This window comes from Streptomyces sp. NPDC003247 (genome assembly GCF_042888135.1).
Taxonomy (GTDB): domain Bacteria; phylum Actinomycetota; class Actinomycetes; order Streptomycetales; family Streptomycetaceae; genus Streptomyces.
Genome location: NZ_JBIAPF010000002.1, coordinates 910,417 through 928,311 on the forward strand (window position 1 = coordinate 910,417; position 17,895 = coordinate 928,311).

At 73.5% G+C, this 17,895-nt stretch carries 13 protein-coding genes; 6 read left to right on the forward strand and 7 right to left on the reverse strand.

Annotation, left to right across the window (positions count from 1 at the left end):
• Positions 1 to 20: 20 nt before the first annotated feature.
• The 3 genes from ACFYWQ_RS09025 to ACFYWQ_RS09035 all read right to left on the reverse strand — a co-directional run bounded on the left by ACFYWQ_RS09025 (position 21) and on the right by ACFYWQ_RS09035 (position 3,615).
• Positions 21 to 1,496 carry a peptidoglycan D,D-transpeptidase FtsI family protein gene (locus ACFYWQ_RS09025; RefSeq protein WP_389514171.1) on the reverse strand — a complete coding sequence of 492 codons (1,476 nt, stop codon included), beginning with the start codon at positions 1,494 to 1,496 and terminating at the stop codon, positions 21 to 23.
• The gene (locus ACFYWQ_RS09030) at positions 1,493 to 2,860 is read right to left on the reverse strand and encodes an FtsW/RodA/SpoVE family cell cycle protein (protein ID WP_389514172.1); all 1,368 of its coding nucleotides are present in this window, start codon (positions 2,858 to 2,860) and stop codon (positions 1,493 to 1,495) included. The genes ACFYWQ_RS09025 and ACFYWQ_RS09030 overlap by 4 nt, the downstream gene beginning before the upstream one ends.
• Before the next feature lie 248 nt (positions 2,861 to 3,108).
• Complete coding sequence (locus ACFYWQ_RS09035) at positions 3,109 to 3,615, reverse strand: dual specificity protein phosphatase family protein (RefSeq protein WP_389514432.1); 507 nt, start codon at positions 3,613 to 3,615, stop codon at positions 3,109 to 3,111.
• A gap of 111 nt (positions 3,616 to 3,726) precedes the next feature.
• Here ACFYWQ_RS09035 and ACFYWQ_RS09040 point away from each other — a divergent pair, with 111 nt between their 5' ends.
• Complete coding sequence (locus tag ACFYWQ_RS09040) at positions 3,727 to 4,533, forward strand: nuclease-related domain-containing protein (RefSeq protein ID WP_389514173.1); 807 nt, start codon at positions 3,727 to 3,729, stop codon at positions 4,531 to 4,533.
• Between the two features lie 322 nt (positions 4,534 to 4,855).
• Here the strand turns inward: ACFYWQ_RS09040 and ligD are convergent, their stop codons facing one another.
• Positions 4,856 to 5,737 carry a non-homologous end-joining DNA ligase gene (gene ligD / locus ACFYWQ_RS09045; RefSeq protein ID WP_389514175.1) on the reverse strand — a complete coding sequence of 294 codons (882 nt, stop codon included), beginning with the start codon at positions 5,735 to 5,737 and terminating at the stop codon, positions 4,856 to 4,858.
• Between the two features lie 106 nt (positions 5,738 to 5,843).
• Here ligD and ACFYWQ_RS09050 point away from each other — a divergent pair, with 106 nt between their 5' ends.
• Positions 5,844 to 7,049, forward strand: a complete 1,206-nt coding sequence (locus tag ACFYWQ_RS09050; protein ID WP_389514176.1) for a Ku protein — start codon at positions 5,844 to 5,846, stop codon at positions 7,047 to 7,049.
• Between the two features lie 127 nt (positions 7,050 to 7,176).
• On the opposite strand, the gene ACFYWQ_RS09055 is transcribed toward ACFYWQ_RS09050, so the two are convergent.
• The gene (locus ACFYWQ_RS09055) at positions 7,177 to 8,541 is read right to left on the reverse strand and encodes an acyltransferase (protein ID WP_389514178.1); all 1,365 of its coding nucleotides are present in this window, start codon (positions 8,539 to 8,541) and stop codon (positions 7,177 to 7,179) included.
• A 362-nt stretch (positions 8,542 to 8,903) separates the two neighbouring features.
• On the opposite strand from ACFYWQ_RS09055, the gene ACFYWQ_RS09060 reads away from it, so the two are divergent.
• From ACFYWQ_RS09060 to ACFYWQ_RS09070, 3 genes are all read left to right on the forward strand, one after another.
• Positions 8,904 to 10,112, forward strand: coding sequence for an MFS transporter (locus ACFYWQ_RS09060; protein WP_389514180.1), 1,209 nt, complete (start codon positions 8,904 to 8,906; stop codon positions 10,110 to 10,112).
• A 159-nt stretch (positions 10,113 to 10,271) separates the two neighbouring features.
• Positions 10,272 to 12,068, forward strand: coding sequence for a beta-galactosidase family protein (locus ACFYWQ_RS09065; RefSeq protein WP_389514182.1), 1,797 nt, complete (start codon positions 10,272 to 10,274; stop codon positions 12,066 to 12,068).
• A gap of 407 nt (positions 12,069 to 12,475) precedes the next feature.
• Positions 12,476 to 13,474 carry a LacI family DNA-binding transcriptional regulator gene (locus tag ACFYWQ_RS09070; protein ID WP_389514434.1) on the forward strand — a complete coding sequence of 333 codons (999 nt, stop codon included), beginning with the start codon at positions 12,476 to 12,478 and terminating at the stop codon, positions 13,472 to 13,474.
• 40 nt (positions 13,475 to 13,514) lie between these two features.
• Here ACFYWQ_RS09070 and ACFYWQ_RS09075 read toward each other — a convergent pair whose 3' ends face one another.
• Positions 13,515 to 15,227, reverse strand: a complete 1,713-nt coding sequence (locus ACFYWQ_RS09075; protein ID WP_389514184.1) for a multicopper oxidase family protein — start codon at positions 15,225 to 15,227, stop codon at positions 13,515 to 13,517.
• Positions 15,228 to 15,706: 479 nt separating this feature from the next.
• Between ACFYWQ_RS09075 and ACFYWQ_RS09080 the strand changes: the two genes are divergently transcribed.
• Positions 15,707 to 17,401 carry an MFS transporter gene (locus ACFYWQ_RS09080; protein WP_389514437.1) on the forward strand — a complete coding sequence of 565 codons (1,695 nt, stop codon included), beginning with the start codon at positions 15,707 to 15,709 and terminating at the stop codon, positions 17,399 to 17,401.
• A gap of 141 nt (positions 17,402 to 17,542) precedes the next feature.
• On the opposite strand, the gene ACFYWQ_RS09085 is transcribed toward ACFYWQ_RS09080, so the two are convergent.
• Positions 17,543 to 17,878, reverse strand: coding sequence for a hypothetical protein (locus tag ACFYWQ_RS09085; protein WP_389514440.1), 336 nt, complete (start codon positions 17,876 to 17,878; stop codon positions 17,543 to 17,545).
• Positions 17,879 to 17,895: the final 17 nt, after the last annotated feature.

A 17,895-nucleotide genomic window follows, 5' to 3' on the forward strand; every position in this document is an offset into this window, starting at 1 on the left:
CCGGTCCGGAACCCCCCGTCTCACGAGGTGAGCACCGCCTCCATCACCGCCCGCGCGATCGGCGCCGCCAGCCCGCCGCCGGTGATGTCCCGCCGGTTCGCCGCCGAGTCCTCCACCACCACCGCGACCGCCACCTTCGGCTCCAGGTCCCGGTGGCCCTGCGCCCAGGACACGAACCAGGCGTACGGCGTGCCCGCGTTGCCGATGCCGTGCTGAGCGGTGCCGGTCTTGCCGCCGACGGTCGCCCCGGGGATCGCGGCGTTCGTGCCGGTGCCCTCCCGCACCACGTCCGTCATCAGCTGCCGCAGCCGCCGCGCGGTCGACGGGTACATCACCTGCCGGGCCGGGCGCGACCCGGCCGTGGCGACCGTCGTCCCGCCCCGCCGGGTGGTCCGTTCCACCAGGTACGGCGTCCGCAGCTGCCCCCCGTTGGCGACGGCCGCCGCGACCATCGCCATCTGGAGCGGAGTGGCCCGCGTGTTGTACTGCCCGATCGAGGACAGCGCCAGCTGCGCCCGGTCCACCGAGGTGTCGAACGTGCTCGGCGCCACGGAGAACGGGATGCGCACTCCCCCGGAGGAGGTGCTCCCGGGCGCGTCGAACCCGAACGCCTCCGCCGTGGCCGCCATGTTCGCCACCCCCACATCCACGCCCAGCTTCGCGAACACCGTGTTGCACGACCACATGAACGCGTCCCGCAGCGAGGCGTCCTCGCACCCTCTGGACGCGTTCGCCAGCCGGGTCGTCGTCCCGGGCAGGGTGTAGGGGGCGGGGGAGTCGGTCGGCGCGTCGAGGTCCCGGATCACACCCGCGTCCAGCGCCGCCGCCGCGGTCACCACCTTGAACGTCGACCCCGGCGGATACGTCTGCCGCACCGCCCGGTTCAGCATCGGCCGGTCCGGGTCGGCGTTCAGTCGCGTCCACTCCCGTTCCACCGCGGGCCCGTTGCCCGACAGCACGGCCGGGTCGTACGACGGCGCCGAGAACAGCGCCAGGATCCGTCCCGTCGCCGGCTCCACCGCCGCCACCGCGCCCTTGCGCCCGGCCAGCCCCTGGTACGCCGCCCGCTGCGCCCCCGCGTTCAGGGTCGTCACGACGTTCCCGCCGGCGGGCCGCGACCGGGTGACGTCGTTCCACAGCGGGAACGGCCGCAGCAGCGGGTCCGCGCCGGAGAGGACGCCGTCCTCGGTGTGCTCCAGGAACGTCGTCCCGTACACCTGCGAGGCGAACCCGGTCACCGGCGCCCACAACGGCCCGTTCGTGTAGGTCCGTTCGTACCGCAGCTGCTCCCCGGTGTCCCAGGAGCCGGTGACCGGCTCGCCGCCGACCAGGATGTCGCCGCGGGGCTGGCCGTAACGGGCGATGGAGGCGCGCCGGTTGGCCGGGTTGTCCTCGTAGGAGGTGGACCGGACGACCTGGACGCGGGCCGCGTTGACGAGGAGGGCCACCAGGAGCAGGACGCAGAAGACGGCGGCGTGCCGGATGTGGCGGCTCACGGTGCCGCCTGTCCGTCGTACTGCCGCCGTGCCGAGTCGCTGACCCTGATCAGCAGCGCCACGATCGCCCAGTTGGTGACGACCGACGAGCCGCCCTGGGCCAGGAACGGCATCGCCATGCCGGTCAGCGGGATCAGCCCGGTCACCCCGCCGGCGATCACGAAGACCTGGAGCGCCACGATCGAGGCGAGGCCGATCGCGAGGAGCCGGCCGAAGGGGTCGCGCAGGGCGAGGCCGGCCCGGTAGCCGCGCTCCACCAGCAGGCCGTACAGGAGGAAGAGGGCGGAGAGGCCGGCCAGGCCCAGTTCCTCGCCGGCCGTCGCCAGGATGAAGTCGGACTTCGTGGCGAAGCCGATCAGGACGGAGTGGCCGAGGCCCAGGCCGGTGCCGAGCATGCCGCCGGCCGCGAACGAGAACAGCGACTGGGCGAGCTGGTTGGGGCCCTGGCCTGCCTCGATCGACGCGAACGGGTGCAGCCAGTCCTCGATCCGGCTGTGCACGTGCGGCTCCAGCCGGCCGACGGCGACCGCGCCGAGCGAGGCCAGCAGCAGCCCGACCGTGATCCAGCCGGTGCGGCCGGTGGCGACGTAGAGCATGACGACGAACAGGCCGAAGAAGAGCAGCGAGGTGCCGAGGTCGCGTTCGAGGATCAGGACACCGACGCTGAGCAGCCAGATCGCGACGATCGGACCGAGGACGCGGCCGGTGGGCAGCTGCATCCACCAGATCTTCCGGCCCGCGTGCGCCAGCGCCGTGCGGTTGGCCGCCAGGTACGCGGCGAAGAACACGGCGAGCAGCACCTTCGCGAACTCGCCCGGCTGGATGGAGAAGCCCGCGACGCGGATCCAGATGCGGGCGCCGTTGACCGCCGGGAAGAGGATCGGCAGCGCCAGCAGGCCGAGCGCGCCGACCACGCTGACGTACGCGTACCGCTGGAGCAGCCGGTGGTCGCGCAGCGCGGCCACCACGAAGGCGAACAGGGACACGCCCAGCGCGGACCAGACCAGCTGGGTGGGCGCCGCCCGGTCGTCGGGGGTCTCCAGGTCCAGCCGGTAGATCAGCACCAGTCCGATCCCGTTGAGCAGCACCGCGATGGGCAGCAGCAGGGGGTCGGCGTACGGGGCGCGCAGCCGTACCGCCAGGTGCGCCAGGAGCGCGAGCACGCCGAGTCCGGCGCCGTAGCCGGCGGCCCCGGGCGGGACGGTGCCGCTCCGGGCGATCCCGACGGCGCAGTACCCGTACACCGACAGCAGGACGGCCAGGAGGATGAGGGAGAGTTCGATGCCGCGGCGCCGGGGGAGGCGCGCGGCGGGCGCCGGCGTCTCGACCGCCCTGGCGATGGCTTCGGCTCCGGCTCGCGTCATGTCCGGAACCTACCCAAATGAGGCTCCTTGTGAGCCTTGGTGTGGGTCTCGGTGTGAGTGTGCCGCGCGGCTCCCGGGTTCCGGGGGGTGGGCGGGCATGGCCGGGCGGGTGCGGGCGGCGGGCCCGGGCGCATGGTCACCTCCACGCGGGCGCACACGGAACCGATCTGACTGTTCGCCACGTTAGGTGCGACGCGTGCGGGGCGCCTGCCGCACTGGGCCATCGGGGGGCGTGCGGGGAGAAACGATTACTCGGTCAGCTCCTCCAGCAGCCGGGCCGTCGGCAGGCCCGCCCTCAGGTAGTCGACGAACAGCTCGTTGTGCAGGGCCCAGGGCGAGCGCCGCGACCGGATCAGCCGGATCGCCTCCTCCGCCGAGAGGCCCCGGCGGACCAGCGTGTGGGCGACGACCAGCCCCGAGCGGTTGTAGCCGTGCCAGCAGCGGACCAGGACCGTGCGCCCCTCGTCGAGCGCCTCGCCCGCCGCCTGGGCCAGCCGTATCACGCCCGCGAGCTGGGTGCCGTCCAGCGGCCCGTCGGGGATCGGCCACACCTGGTGCCGGACACCCCGGTCGGGCCCGTGCCCCGGCACCCGCAACAGGGTCTGGACCAGATCGAACTCGTCCCGGACGACGGCGAACTCCCGCTGCCCGGTGCGACCGCGGAACTCATGGCCGCCCATCCACAGACCGGGCGTGATCTCGTTCCACGGAGCGTCCGGAGCCGGTACGTCGGGTTGCTTCCTGCGGGTCCGCAACGGCGCCTCCCCCACCACGTCCCTGAGGCATTCCCAGCTCTCCCCCCGGGCAACCGCCTTCTTGCCCCTGGAGCGCCCCACCTGTTCCCATGGTCATAGGGGTGATGGTGCATGACCGGACTGCGCGTCGTACCGACCTGGCGCCACGGCCAGGAACGGCTCTACGTCTGCCTGACCGACGGCCGGAACATCGCCTGGTACGACCGGGAGGCCGGCCGGGTCAACGTCCTCGCCGACGACCGCAGGGCCGACGTCCTGGAAGCCCTCGGCCCCTTCCTGACCGGCCCCGTCACCGTCGGCCCGCCCCCGGTGCCCACCCCCGCGGAGCTGGCCCGCCTCGCCCTCCACCCGGACGACGACCTGGCCCCCAACCGCCCCGGCGAGGCCCTCCTGGTCGCCCTGGAGCGCGACCCCGGCCCCGCGCACCGGCTGCGCCCCGACCCGCGCCGCCGCGCGCTCGCGGCCGAGCAGGCCGTCGGCGAGGTCCTGGACCGGCTCGACGGCGCCGGCTGGCACACCCTGCACTCCCTCCCGCTGCCCGGCGGCGACCGCATCCACCACCTGGCCATCGGCCCCGGCGGCCTGTTCGCCGTCCACGCGCTGTACGCCCGCCGGCAGCGGGTCCTGGTGGCCGACCCGGAGGTCGCCCTGGGCCGCCACGACCCGTCCCCCCTGCTGCGCCGCGTCCGCGCCGACGCGGACCGCGCCTCCTACGTCCTGACCGCCGAGGTCCGTCCGGTCCTCGCCCTGGTGGCCCCGGCGGACGTCCGGATCACCGCGCCGCCGCGCGAGGTCCGCGTCCTGCGGGACACGGAGCTGGCCGCGCTGGCGCGCGCGGGCGGCGTACTGAAGCCGGCCGACGTGGAGGGTCTGCACGCCATGGCCCGCGACCGCGGGACGTGGAGCGCCGCCGGCTGACGGAGGTGCCGGGAACCGTGGCCGGTGTGATGGGCGGCTTGGCCGTGGGGATGGGACGGCTTCGCCGGTCTGCCGGTGTGATGGGCGGCTTGGCCGCTGGGATGGGAGGGCTTCTCCGGAGGGGTGGGCGGCTTCGCCGGTCTCCCGGTCCCTCGGTCGCCCGGTCTGCCGGTCTGCCGGTCTGGTGGGCGGCTTGGCCGCGGGGGTGGGGCGGCTTTTCCCGGGAGGGGTGGGCGGCGGCTTCGCCGGTGTGATGGCCGGCCTGGTCGCCGCCATGAGGGCGTGCCTCGCCGGTACCGGCCGGGGCCGCTGACCGGAACGCTCAGGGCACCTCGCCGGCTGCACTGTCGTCGAACAACTGGTCGAGCAGGTCTCCGTGGGCGTGGACGCGCGCGATCACGTCCTCCGCGCGGAACGCCAACCGCTCCGGCGCCCCGCACTCCTCGACCTCCTCCCAGGTCACGGGCGCCGACACCGTGGGCTCCGGCCGGGCCCGCAGGGTGTAGGGCGTGGCGGTGGTCTTGCGCGCCGCGTTCTGGCTCCAGTCGACGAAGACCTTGCCCGGGCGGAGGCTGCGTGTCATCCGGTGGACGACCAGGCGGGGCATGGTCCGCTCCGCCTCGACCGCGAGCCGTTTGGCGTAGTCCGTGACCCGTTCGGAGGACGCCCCGCGCACCGCCGCCAGCAGGTGCAGCCCCTTCGCCCCGGAGGTCTTGGCGTACGTGGTGATCCCGTCCGCCGCCAGCCGCTCCCGCAGCCACAGCGCGACCTCGCAGCACTCGACGACGGTCGCGGGCGCGCCGGGGTCGAGGTCGAGGACGAGCCGGTCGGCCTCCTCGGCGTTCCGGATCACCCACTGGGGCGTATGGAACTCGGTGACCAGGTTCGCCGCCCACATCAGGCTGGCCAGGTCCTGCACGAGCACCATCCGGGAGGGCCCGTCCGCCCGCGGCACCTCGGCGGTGGTCACCCACCCGGGCGTGCCGGGCGGCACGTTCTTGGCGAAGAAGAGCTGTCCGTCCGGCCCGTCCGGGTAGCGCAGGAAGGACAGCGGCCGGTCCCGCAGATGGGGCAGCAGGGCGTCCGCGACCGTCGCGTAGTAGTGCAGCGTCTCGCCCTTGGTGAAGCCGGTCGCCGGATACAGCACCTTCTCCAGATTGCTCAGCGCGAGCCGCCGCCCCTCCACCTCGGTAATCGGCGTCATACGATGAGAATCACACGAATCGCCGGAAATTTTCTCTCGTATCGCATTCGTCATCGAATGCCGAACGCCGAATGCCGAACGCCGAACGCCGAACGCCGAACGCCGAATGCCGGGAAAGGTGCCGCACGTGCGATCCATATGGAACGGTGCGATCTCCTTCGGCCTCGTCAGCATCCCGATCAAGCTGGTGAACGCCACCGAGAGCCACTCCATCTCCTTCCGCCAGATCCACACCGAGGACGGCGGCCGCATCCGCTACCGCAAGGTGTGCGAGCTGGAGGACCGCGAGGTGAGCCAGGCGGAGATCGGCAAGGGGTACGAGGACGCCGACGGCACGATCGTCCCGATCACCGACGAGGACCTGTCCCACCTGCCGTTGCCCACCGCGAAGACGATCGAGATCGTCGCCTTCGTGCCGGCCGACCGCATCGACCCGCTCCAGATGGACGCCGCGTACTACCTCCAGGCGGGGGGCGCCCCGGCGGCGAAGCCGTACACCCTGTTGCGGGAGGCGCTGAAGCGCAGCAACAAGGTCGCCATCGCCAAGTACGCGCTGCGTGGGCGGGAGCGGCTGGGCATGCTCCGCGTGGTCGGCGACGCGATCGCGATGCACGGCCTGCTCTGGCCGGACGAGGTGCGCGCCCCCGAGGGCGTCGCCCCGGACACCTCCGTCAGCGTCCGCGACAAGGAACTCGACCTCGCCGACGCCCTGATGGACACCCTCGGCGAGGTCGACCTCGACGACCTGCACGACGAGTACCGCGAGGCCGTGGAGGAGGTCGTCGCCGCGAAGGCGGCCGGCGAGACGCCCCCGGAGACCGCCGCGCCCGAGGCCGGCGGCAAGGTGCTGGACCTGATGGCGGCCCTGGAGAAGAGCGTGCGGGCGGCGAAGGAGTCGCGCGGCGAGGAGCCCGCGGCGCAACCGGAGCCGACGGCGGAACCGGAGCAGGCGGAGGTCAGACGCCTACCGCAGCGGCAGCCGGCCCGTACGGCACCGAAGGAGACGGGCGGCAAGAAGTCGACGTCGACCGCGAGGAAGACCGCCTCCTCCTCGACGAGGAAGTCGACGGCCGCCAAGAGCACCGCGAGCACGGCCAAGGGCGCGACGAAGAGCACCGCGAAGAGCACGGCGTCCGGCCGGGGCGCGGCCGCGAAGAAGACGACGGCGAAGACCACCGGGAAGAAGACGGCGGACAAGGCGGCGGACAAGACGGCGGCGGACAAGACGGCGGCGGCGAAGGCAGCGCCGGAGAAGGCTGCGGCGGGGAAGACGGCGGAGAAGAAGACGGCCGGCCGCAGGCGCTCGGCCTGACCTCGGCGCGTGGATGGTGTCAACTTGACCCGGTCCTCTTGACCCGGTCCTCCCGGACGAGACACCGGCCGGACCTTGCCCGACCGCGTGAGCGGGGGCAGGCCATGGCGTCGGCTGCCGGCCGAGTTCAGGCGGCTTCCTCCACCTGACGTCCGTCTCCAGGCCCCTCGGCCGCGGTTGCCCCACCCGCGTCCCCCGGAGAGGCCGGCGGGCCCCCGCCCGCCCGTCCCCCGAACAGCAGCAGCCCCGCCCCCACCGCCAGCCCCACCGCGGCCGCGACGGGAAACCGGCCGCCGTCGGTGAACCCGTGCCCGGCGAAGAACGCCAGCGCTCCCGCGCTCACCCCCACACCGGCCCACATCCGCCACGCCCGCGCTCCCCGCAGCCCGGCCTCGACCCTCACCCGCCCCGCCCATGCCGACAACGCCCGCTCCAGCGGCCGCAACGCCCGTACGACACCCACCAGGACGACCGCGAGCACCAGCAGCCACGGCACCCGCATCCCCCACCAGGCCGCCGACCCGTAGCCGGGCTCGGGGGCGAGGCCGGTCAGGTAGAAGGCCGCGGCGACCACGAGCACCGGCAGCATGTGCCACAGGTAGAGGGTCATGCTGACGGCCCCCAGACCCCGCACCGCGCGCCACACCCGCTCCCGCTCCAGCAGCCGCCGCACCGCGGGCGCCACGAGCAGACACGCCCCGACCTGCGCCACCGCCCACGCCAGCATGGCCGCCGACGGAGGGTCCGTGTTGCTGGGCTCCTGGCCGGTCACCAGGATCAGGCTGACCGGGTAGGGCCCGAATCCCACCAGCGCGGCGAACCCGGCCCCACCGCCCACCGCGAGGGCGAGCGGCAGCGACCGTCGCCCGCCCAGCCGGCCGTCCCGCCAGCAGAAGCCCAGCTGGTAGACCACGCCCCACACGAGCACGTAGTCGAGCGCCCCGATGTACGGCGCGTCCGCCGCCACGTCCAGGACGCCGACGAGGAGGGCGGCGGCGGCCATCCCCGCCGGGGCGCGCAGCCGCCACCGCCGGTGCAGGGCGTGCAGTGCCGGGGTCAGCGCGCTGAGCAGCAGGTAGACCGGCAGGAACCAGAACTGCATGGCCATCGCCCACCCCACCAGCGCCAGCGTGACCGGGTCCACGCCGAGCGCCGAGCACACCCCGACGGCCACCAGGACGAGCCCGCTGTAGACACCGGCCGGCAGCAGCAGCCGTACCGCCCGCCGCCCGACCCATCCGGCGGCGGTCCCCCCGCCGGCCCGCGCCCGCGCCCAGGACCCCGCCGCCGCGTGCCCTCCGGCGAGGAAGAACAGCGGCATGATCTGGAAGCCCAGCGTCAGCCACCGCGTCCACGGGACCGCCGCCAGCAGCTCCGGCGCGCCGATCGTCCCGTCCGGATGCCGCTCCAGCCCGGTGATCAGCCAGTGCCCGAGCACCACCAGCAGGATCGCCCACGCCCGCAGGAAGTCGACGTACCTCTCCCGTCCCATGCCCGGCATGCTTCCGCACCCCCGACTCTCCTACGCCACCGGTCACTTGTCGCAACCGATCCGTGGCCGTCACGACACCTGCCGATACCGCTCCCGGGTGGAGATTCCCCGCTTCACCGTCACGGAATGTGTCCGGTCGGTCCTGCCCCTGCGACAGGCGTGGGGATCCTCCGTACGGGCCGCCGCGCGACGTGGCGACCGGTCGGCCATGAATACGTGACGATCCGTCAGGCGCGCCGCCGCCCTTCGTTCGTTCCTTGCGCGGGAGATCTTGACGGCCCGAATGTTACCGGTAACATCGCCAAGCGTCGGAGTTCGTCATTGGCCGCCCACGCCGCCGTGGGCCTTCTCCTGGAGCCCGCGTGACCGACCGGACGACACAGCGTCGCGCCCCCGCCACCACCACCCCGGCCTTCACCCCCACCGCCGTCGTCGCGTCCTGTGCCGGCTTCGTCCTCATCGGCGCCCTCCAGGCCTTCTACGGTCCCGCGATCCCGACCCTGCGCGAGGAGTTCGGCCTCACGCCCTCGGCCGCCGGTCTCGCCCTGAGCGCCCACTTCATCGGCGGGGTCGTCGGCGTCCTGCTCTTCGACCGCCTGTACGGCCGGACCGGCAACCGCCGCATCCTCGGCGCCTCCTACCTGCTGATGGCGCTCGGCGCGGCGGGCTTCGCGCTCGCGCCCGCCTGGCCTCTCGCCCTCACCGCCGCCCTCCTCGCGGGCCTCGGCTTCGGCGGCATCGACTACGGCCTGAACCAGCTGTTCGCCGTCGGCTTCGGCCACCGGTCCGCCGCGCTGCTCAACATCCTCAACGCCCACTTCGGCGTCGGCGCGATCCTCGGCCCGGCCCTGATCGGCGCGGTCGGCGCCGACCGACACGAGGCGGTCTTCCTGGGCTTCGCCCTGGCCAACCTGCCCCTGCTGCTGTGCCTGAAGGGCGTACGCGACCGAGCCCCCCGACCGGGCGAGGCCGACGCCGACGCCGAGCCCGCGGCCACCCCCGGTTCCCCGGCACTGGCCCGCAGCCTGGCCTCCGTCCTGGCCGTCTTCGTCGCCCTCTACGTCCTGCACGTCGGCATCGAGGCCGGTGTCGGCGGCTGGGAACCCACCCACCTGGAAGCCGTCGGCTACGGCGCCGGCATCGCCGCCACCGCCACCTCCGTCTACTGGCTGATGATGACCGCCGGCCGCTTCCTGGTCGCCCCGCTGGCCCTGCGCTTCTCGGCGCCGGCCATCATCACCGTCTCCTGCGCCGGCATGACCGTCTGCCTCCTCCTGGCCGCCGTACCCGCCCTGGCGCCCTACGCCTACGCGGGTGTCGGCCTCTTCATCGCGCCGATCTTCCCCACCGGCCTCCCCTGGCTGCACCGGGCGGCCCCCCGGGCCCGCCGGGCCGGCGCCGTCGTCATCGCGGCGTCCATGGTGGGCGGCGTGGCGGCCGGCCCGGCCCTCGGCAAGGTCATCGAGTGGTCCGGCACCCAGGCCGTACCCCTCCTGCTCGCCACCCTCTCGGCCACCTGCCTGGCCGCCACACTGTGGCTGACCCGGGTGACCCGCTCGGCAGGCCCGTAGCGAGCCGCGGGTGCCCGACGCTCCCGCACCCCCGGCACCGGGTCGGGCAGTGAGCCCTGGCGCGTCCAGGTATCTCCGCACCTCCCTCCCCAGCCCCCAAGCCCCCGGACCCCACCCAGCAGGCAGCCCCCGAACCCACCCGCGAAGGAAAGGCCCGCCATGCCCGCCCTCACCACCACCCAGGACGGCTTCCTCCTCCACGGCCGGCCCCTGAGGATCATCTCCGGCGCCCTGCACTACTTCCGCGTCCACCCCGACCAGTGGCCCGACCGCCTGCGCAAGGCCCGCCTCATGGGCCTGAACACGGTGGAGACGTACATCCCCTGGAACCTCCACCAGCCCGAACCCGGCACCCTCGCCCTCGACGGCCTCCTCGACCTCCCCCGATTCCTCCGCCTGGCCGCCTCCGAGGGCCTGCACGTCCTGCTCCGCCCCGGCCCGTTCATCTGCGCCGAGTGGGACGGCGGCGGCCTGCCCCACTGGCTCACCGCGGACCCGGACATCCGCCTGCGCAGCAGCGACCCCCGCTTCACGGACGCGGTGGACCGCTACCTCGACCTCCTCCTCCCCCCGCTCCTGCCGCACATGGCCGCGTCCGGCGGCCCCGTGATCGCCGTACAGGTGGAGAACGAGTACGGCGCCTACGGCGACGACACCGCCTACCTCAAGCACCTGGAGGACGCCTTCCGCGCCCGCGGCGTGGAGGAACTCCTCTTCACCTGCGACCAGGCCGACCCGACGCACTTCGCCAAGGGCGGCCTCCCCGGCGTGCTCACCACGGCCACCTTCGGCAGCCGCGTCGACCGCTCCCTGGCGCGCCTGCGCGAGCACCAGCCCGAAGGCCCGCTGATGTGCGCCGAGTTCTGGATCGGCTGGTTCGACCACTGGGGCGGCCCGCACCACGGCCGGGACGCCGCCGACGCGGCCGCCGACCTGGACCGCCTGCTCGCCGCCGGCGCCTCCGTCAACGTCTACATGTTCCACGGCGGCACCAACTTCGGCTTCACCAACGGCGCCGACCACCACCACGCCTACGTGCCCACCGTCACGTCGTACGACTACGACGCCCCGCTCACCGAGAGCGGCGACCCGGGTCCGAAGTACCACGCCTTCCGGGAGGTGATCGCCCGCCACGCCCCGGTCCCGGACGAACCGGTGCCCGCCCCCTCCCCGAAGCTCCCGCCGACCACGGTGGAGCTGACCCGCCGCGCACCGCTCCTCCCGCCCCCCGACGGCCCGGCCGACGCCCCGTACCCCTTCCTCACCGAACACCCCACCCACGCCCCGGACCCCGTCTCCGCCGACGTCCTGGGACTTCGTGCCGGATACGTCCTCTACCGCACGACCGTTCCGGTGGAAGGGGCCGGTCTGCTGCACTTCACCGGCGGCGTGGGCGACCGCGCCCAGGTCTTCCTGGACGGCGCTCCCGCGGGCGTCGTCGAACGCGAGCGCCACGAGGAGACCCTCCCCGTCCGCAGCCCCCGCCCGGGTGCTGTCCTGGACGTCCTCGTCGAGAACATGGGCCGGGTCAACTACGGCCCCCGCATCGGCACCCACAAGGGCCTGTCGGGCCCGGTCACCTTCGACGGCACACCCCTGCACGGCTGGTCCTGCCACCCGCTCCCCCTGGACGACGCACCCGCCCCGGACACCCTCCCGCCCACCCCCACCCCGGCGTCCGCCCTCGCCGAACCCGCCTTCCACCACGGCACGTTCGACGTCACGACCCCCGCCGACACCTTCCTGTCCCTCCCCGGCTGGACCAAGGGCCAGGCGTGGATCAACGGCTTCCCCCTCGGCCGCTACTGGAACCGCGGCCCCCAGCGCACGCTCTACGTCCCCGCCCCCGTCCTGCGCCCCGGCACCAACGACCTGCTCCTCCTCGAACTCCACGCCACCACCGCCCCCCGAGCCCACCTCACGGACACCCCCGACCTCGGCCACCGGAAAGAGTGACCCCCCGGAGACGGCCGCCGCCCCCTCCGACCCCCGCCCCGCCCGCCCCACCCGGCCTATCCTGTGGTCTGCCGTAACCGGGGCGGCGCAGGGCCGGTCCCCTGCCGAAGAAGAACCGGCCCCCGCTGAAGAAGAAAGAGCCCTCGATGACCACCCCCGACGCCGACCCCGGCGCAATCGTCGCTGCGGTTGCGGCAGCGGCTGCGGCTGCGGCAGCTGCCGACGACGACGGTGGCGGCGGCCAAGCCGACAAGGGACAGGAACCCGGCAAGGGCAACGGCAAGGAACAGGGACAGGAACAGGGACAGGGACAGGAACAGGGACAGGAACAGGAACCCGGCAAGGGCGCGGGCAAGGGACAAGGCCCGGGACGCAGCCGGCGCAACTTCGCGGGCGCGCGTCCCGTGATGGGAGACGTGGCGAAGCTGGCCGGCGTCTCCAAGCAGACGGTCTCGCGGGTGCTGAACGACCACCCGGCCGTCCGGCCGGAGACCCGCGAGGCGGTCCTCACGGCGATGCGCACGCTCGGCTACCGCCCGAGCCGCAGCGCCCGCTCGCTGGCCAGCGGCCGCACCCGGATGCTCGGAGTGATCTCCTTCGACGCGGCCCGGTACGGCCCCGCCTCGACCCTGACGGCCGTCAACACGGCGGCGCAGGAGGCCGGTTACCTGGTCAGTTCGATCGCCCTGGACACGGCCGACCGCGACACGGTCGTCCGGGCGGCGGACCGGCTGTCGGCGGAGGGCGCGGACGGCGTGATCGCGATCGCGCCGCAGCTGTGGGTGGCGAGGGGGCTGGCCGAGGCCCGCCTGGACACCCCGCTCGTCGTCCTGGACAACGACCTCGGCGACGGCACTCCCGTGGTCACCTCGGACGCCGTCTCCGGCGCCCGCAAGGCGACCGGACACCTCCTCGCCCTCGGCCACGCCACGGTCTGGCACGTGGCGGGCCCGTCCGGCTGGACGTCGGCGGACCGCCGCGCGGACGGCTGGCGGGCCGTCCTGGAGGCGCACGGCGCCGAGGTCCCCGCCCCCCTCACCGGCGACTGGAGCGCCGACTCCGGCTACGAACGGGGACGCGAACTGGCGAAGAACCCCCAGGTCACCGCCGTATTCGTGTCGAACGACCAGATGGCCCTGGGGGTTCTGCGGGCCCTGCACGAGGCGGGCCGCAGCGTCCCCGGCGACGTCAGCGTGGTCGGCTACGACGACATCCCGGAGGCCGCCCACTTCCTGCCGCCCCTGACCACCGTCCGCACGGACTTCTCGGAGATCGGCACCCGCTCCCTGCGCGTCCTGCTGAACCGCATCGAGGCGCCGGAGACACCGCCGCCCCCGCTGACGGTCGTCCCGGTGGAGCTCCGCGTCCGCGCCAGCACGAGCGGGCGGGCACGCGGACCCCGCTGACGGCCGGGGCCACGTGGTCACGTGGCCGCCCGCTCGCCGTTCACTTCCGGTAGCCGAGGATGGTCATCATGCCGGACTCGGCGTGGTACTGGTTGTGGCAGTGGAGCATCCACAGTCCCGGGTTGTCGGCGTTGAAGTCGATGACGAGTTTGCGGTGCGGCAGCACCAGCGCGGTGTCCTTGCGGGCTCCGGCCGAGTCGATGCCGGCGAGGGCGAAGGTGTGGCCGTGCAGGTGCATCGGGTGCCACATGTCGGTGGCGTTGGCGAGGGTCACGCGGACCCGTTCCCCTTCCTCGATCGGGAAGCGCTGTTCGATGTCGTAGGGCCGGTGGTCGAAGGACCAGTCGAACTTCTCCATGCTGCCGGTCATCCGGAAGCGCAGTTCGCGGTCCGGGGCGCGGTCCTGGAAGGCCACGGACTCGTCGGGCACCATCCGTCTCGCCGGCACGAGCCGGCCGTCGAGTTCCCGGGGGCGCACGGAGGGCCCGGGCAGCTTCCCGCCGCTCGTCCGCAGGACCGCCAGGGCCCGGCCCTTCTTCCCCTCGGCGAGGGCGACCAGCGGGAACACACCGTCCTTGACGGTGACCAGGACGTCGTAACGTTCGCCCATGCCCAGGATCAGCGCGTCCGTCCAGGTGTGCTCGACGGGGTAGCCGTCGGTGTGGGTCACGGTCATCCGGTGACCGCCGAGCGCGACCCGGAAGGGCGTGTCGCCCCCGGCGTTGATCAGCCGGATCCGGATCCGGTCGCCGGGCCGCGCCCGGAACACCGAGGGCGCCCGCGGCAGCCGGCCGTTGGCCAGGTAGTACGGGTAGTCGACATGCCCGCCGTCGCTTCTCAGGATGCTGCTCCGCACCCCGTGCAGGATGCGGGAGGGGCCGGTGGCCTTTCCGCCTCCCGGCCGGCCGGTGCCGGAGGGCCCGCCGTGTCCGGACCCCGTGTGCAGGTCGTCCTCGCCCATGTCCATCGGCACGCGCCGGCCCTTGCTCAGCTGCGTGAGCACGCCGTCCGGAGTGGAGCCGTCGACACCGTCCACCCAGTCGTCCAGGACGACGACCCACTCCTTGTCGTACGACAGCGGCTCCTTGGGGTCCTCGACGATCAGCGGGGCGTAGAGGCCGCGGTCGAGCTGCATGCCCGAGTGGGAGTGCAGCCAGTACGTGCCCGGGTGCGCCACGGCGAAGCGGTAGGTGAAGTCCGCGCCGGGCCTGATCGAGTGCTGGGTGAGGCCGGGGACGCCGTCCATGTCGCAGCGCAGACGGATGCCGTGCGAGTGGAGCGTCGTCGCTTCCGGCAGGTGGTTGGCGAGCGTCATCTCGAGGATGTCGCCCGTCGACACCCGCACCTCCTTGCCGGGCAGCGAGTCGCCGTACGCCCATGATCTGACGGTCCGCCCGCCGAGGTCGAGGGAGGTCTCGGTGGCCGTCAGCCTGAACTTGCGCACGGGCCCCTTCCCGCGCGCCTCCTCGGCGGCGACGACCTCGGGGTCGGACGGGTTCACGTATCCCTCGGGTCCCTTGGGTACGAAGCCGCCACCGTCGTGACCGTCGGTCCTGCCCGCCGAGTGGGGGTGGAGCCCCGAAGGCGATCCGGACGCCGAGCGGGGGCCGGGCCCCGCACCCGGGCTCGTCCCGGACTCCGGCCGACGCTCGGCCCCCGGGCGCGAGCCGGAACCGGAACACGAGGTCAGGGCTCCCGATCCGACGGCCGCGATCGAGGCACCGAGCAGGCTACGCCGCGTATGAGTGTGCATAACCACATAACACCTGTCTTATGGGCGTATCCGGGCGAACCGGAACGGCGCGTCTCATGAATCCCGTGCCCCGCCCACCCGATCGATGGCCATGACCTCACGGAGCGAGGTGGTTCGGGGCGGGTGCCTCACCTGTTCCGGAGCCGTTCTGGAGCCTGTCCCGTATCCGTTCCGGAGCCTGTCCCGGACCCGCTCCGGAGCCCGTCCCGGAGCCCGTTTTTTTCCGGAGCCCGTTCCGGAGCGTGGAACTTTCCCGCCCCGACAGCGGCCGCCCTGTCGGAAATCGGGCGTCGACGGCTGCCGGCTCGCCTCGCGGGCCGGGGGCGCCGCATAGTTCCCAGGTCGTTCGACGGGCGTTCGTCGGTCGCTCGTCGGTCGCTCGACGGTCGTGCGCCGGTCGTGTGCCGGTCGTGCGTCGGTCGTTCGACCGAAGGTGTCCGCACGTGGTCGCGAAGGAGCCCGGAGTGAGTGCAGCAGTGATGGAGGAACGCCGCGACCGGCGTACGGCGACGCTGGTCATGGCCTGTCTGGGGGTGTTCGTCGGCTACTTCCCCGTGACGACGGTCGCGGTGAGCCTGCCGGTCATCCAGCAGGCGCTGGACGCGTCGACGGCCGACCTGTCCTGGGTGTCCGACGCGTTCGTCCTGCCGGTCGCCGCGCTGATCCTCACCGCCGGCGTGTTCGGCGACGTCCACGGACGCAAGAAGGTCTTCCAGACCGGCCTGGCCTTCTGCGCGCTGGGCGCCGCGGTCGGCCTGTCCGCGCAGTCGGTCGAGACGGTCTGGATCGGCCAGGCGCTGGCGGGCGTGGGCGCCGCCGCGCTGCTGCCGATGACGCTCGCACTGATCAGCCACGCCGTCCCGAACCCGCGGGAACGCGGCAAGTACATCGGCCTGTGGACGACGTCGATGATGGGTTCCCTGGCCGTCGGCCCGCTCGTCGCCGGCGTCATCGTCGAGCACGCCGCCTGGCGCTGGATCTACCTGCTGCCCCTTCCCCTGTCGTTGATCACCATGGTCGTCGCGGCCTTCGTCCTGACCGAGTCCCGCTCCCCGGTCGAGCGGAAGCTGGACTGGCCGGGCCAGATCACCGCCGCCCTGGCCATCGTCGCCCTGGTGTACGGCGTCATCGAGGGCGGCGCCACCTCGTTCACCGCGGCCCGGGTCGTCGCGGCCCTGGTGGTGGCGGTCTGCTCCGCCGTGGCGTTCGTCCTCGCCGAACGGCGCAGCCCGAGCCCGATGCTGGACCTGTCGCTGTTCCGCAGCCCCGCCTTCACCGGGTCGGCGCTGGTCGTGATGATCAGCTTCCTGGGACTGCTCGGCTTCTTCTTCGTCCTCAGCCTCTACCTGGGCATGGTCCAGCGGCTCAGCACCCTGGAGGCCGGCCTGCGGCTGCTGATGGCCACCGCGCCGCCCATGATCCTGGGCACCGCGGTCGGCCGGCTGATGCGCCACCTGTCACCGCGCACGCTGATCACGAGCGGACTCGCCCTCACCGCCGTGGCGCTGTTCTCCCTGATGAACGCCGGCACCGACACCTCCTTCGCCTCCCTGGCCTGGCGCCTGGCACTCCTCGGCCTGGGCCTGGGCCTGGCCTTCCCCTGCATCACCGCGACCGCCGTCTCCTCGGTGCCGCACCACCAGGCGGCCATGGCCGCGGCCGGCAACAACGCCTTCCGCCAGGTCGGCGGCGCCCTCGGCCCCGCGATCCTCGGCGCACTGCTGACCGGCAAGGCGGTCGCCGCCCTGCCCGGTCACCTCGCCGCGGCCGGCCTGACGGACGCGACCAGCCGCCGGATACGGGACGCCGTGGAAGCCGACGGCCTCGGAGCCGTCGCCGCCCTCCCCCTGGGCCGCGACACCGCCCCCGCCCTGCACGCCCTCTCCCGGTCCTTCCTGGACGGACTCCAGCTGTGCCTGCTCGTCTCCGGCGTCACCATGCTGTTCGGCGCCGCACTGGCAGCCTGGCTGCTCCGCCCCCGCCCCCGCACCGACACTCCTCCCACGGGCCGCATCACCGCCCAGCGCGACGAACACACCACCACGACCGCCAGGACCATGACCGCTACGACCACAACCGCCAGGACCATGACCGCCACGACCACGACCGCCACGACCACGACCGCCACGAACGCCACGACCACCAACGCGGCCACGGCGGCCGACTCCCGCTAGCGGCGGAACGGCCGCTAGTGGCGGAACGGCCGCAGCCCTGAAGCCGCGCACGCCACCGGACCGGAGACATGTCGCGGCGCCTGCGGCCCTCAGGCCGGGGCGGCCCCTGCGGCCAATAGGCCGGGGCGGCCCCCGGGGCTCTCAGGCCCGGGCGGCCGACGGCAGCTCCACCCGCCGCCCCACCCCCACTTCCTCGGCCCCCTCGTGGCTGACGACCGCGAACGCCCCGGCGGGAACCCCGGGCAGCAGCGCCACACGGGACGCCACCGCCAGCAGCTCCTCCTCGCCGGCCCCGGTGACGAAGAAGACGTAGGCGTCCTCGACCTGCTCCCCCTCGTCGTAGACCTCCGCATCACCTTGGTCCTCGACATCGACCAGGAAGTCCTCGACCTGGTCGATCCAGGAGGACTGGGACGGGGAGGCACCGTCCGGCGGGTTCGGGACCGACGACAACGGCACGTGGATCTCAACGATCATGGTGGACACCCGGCCAT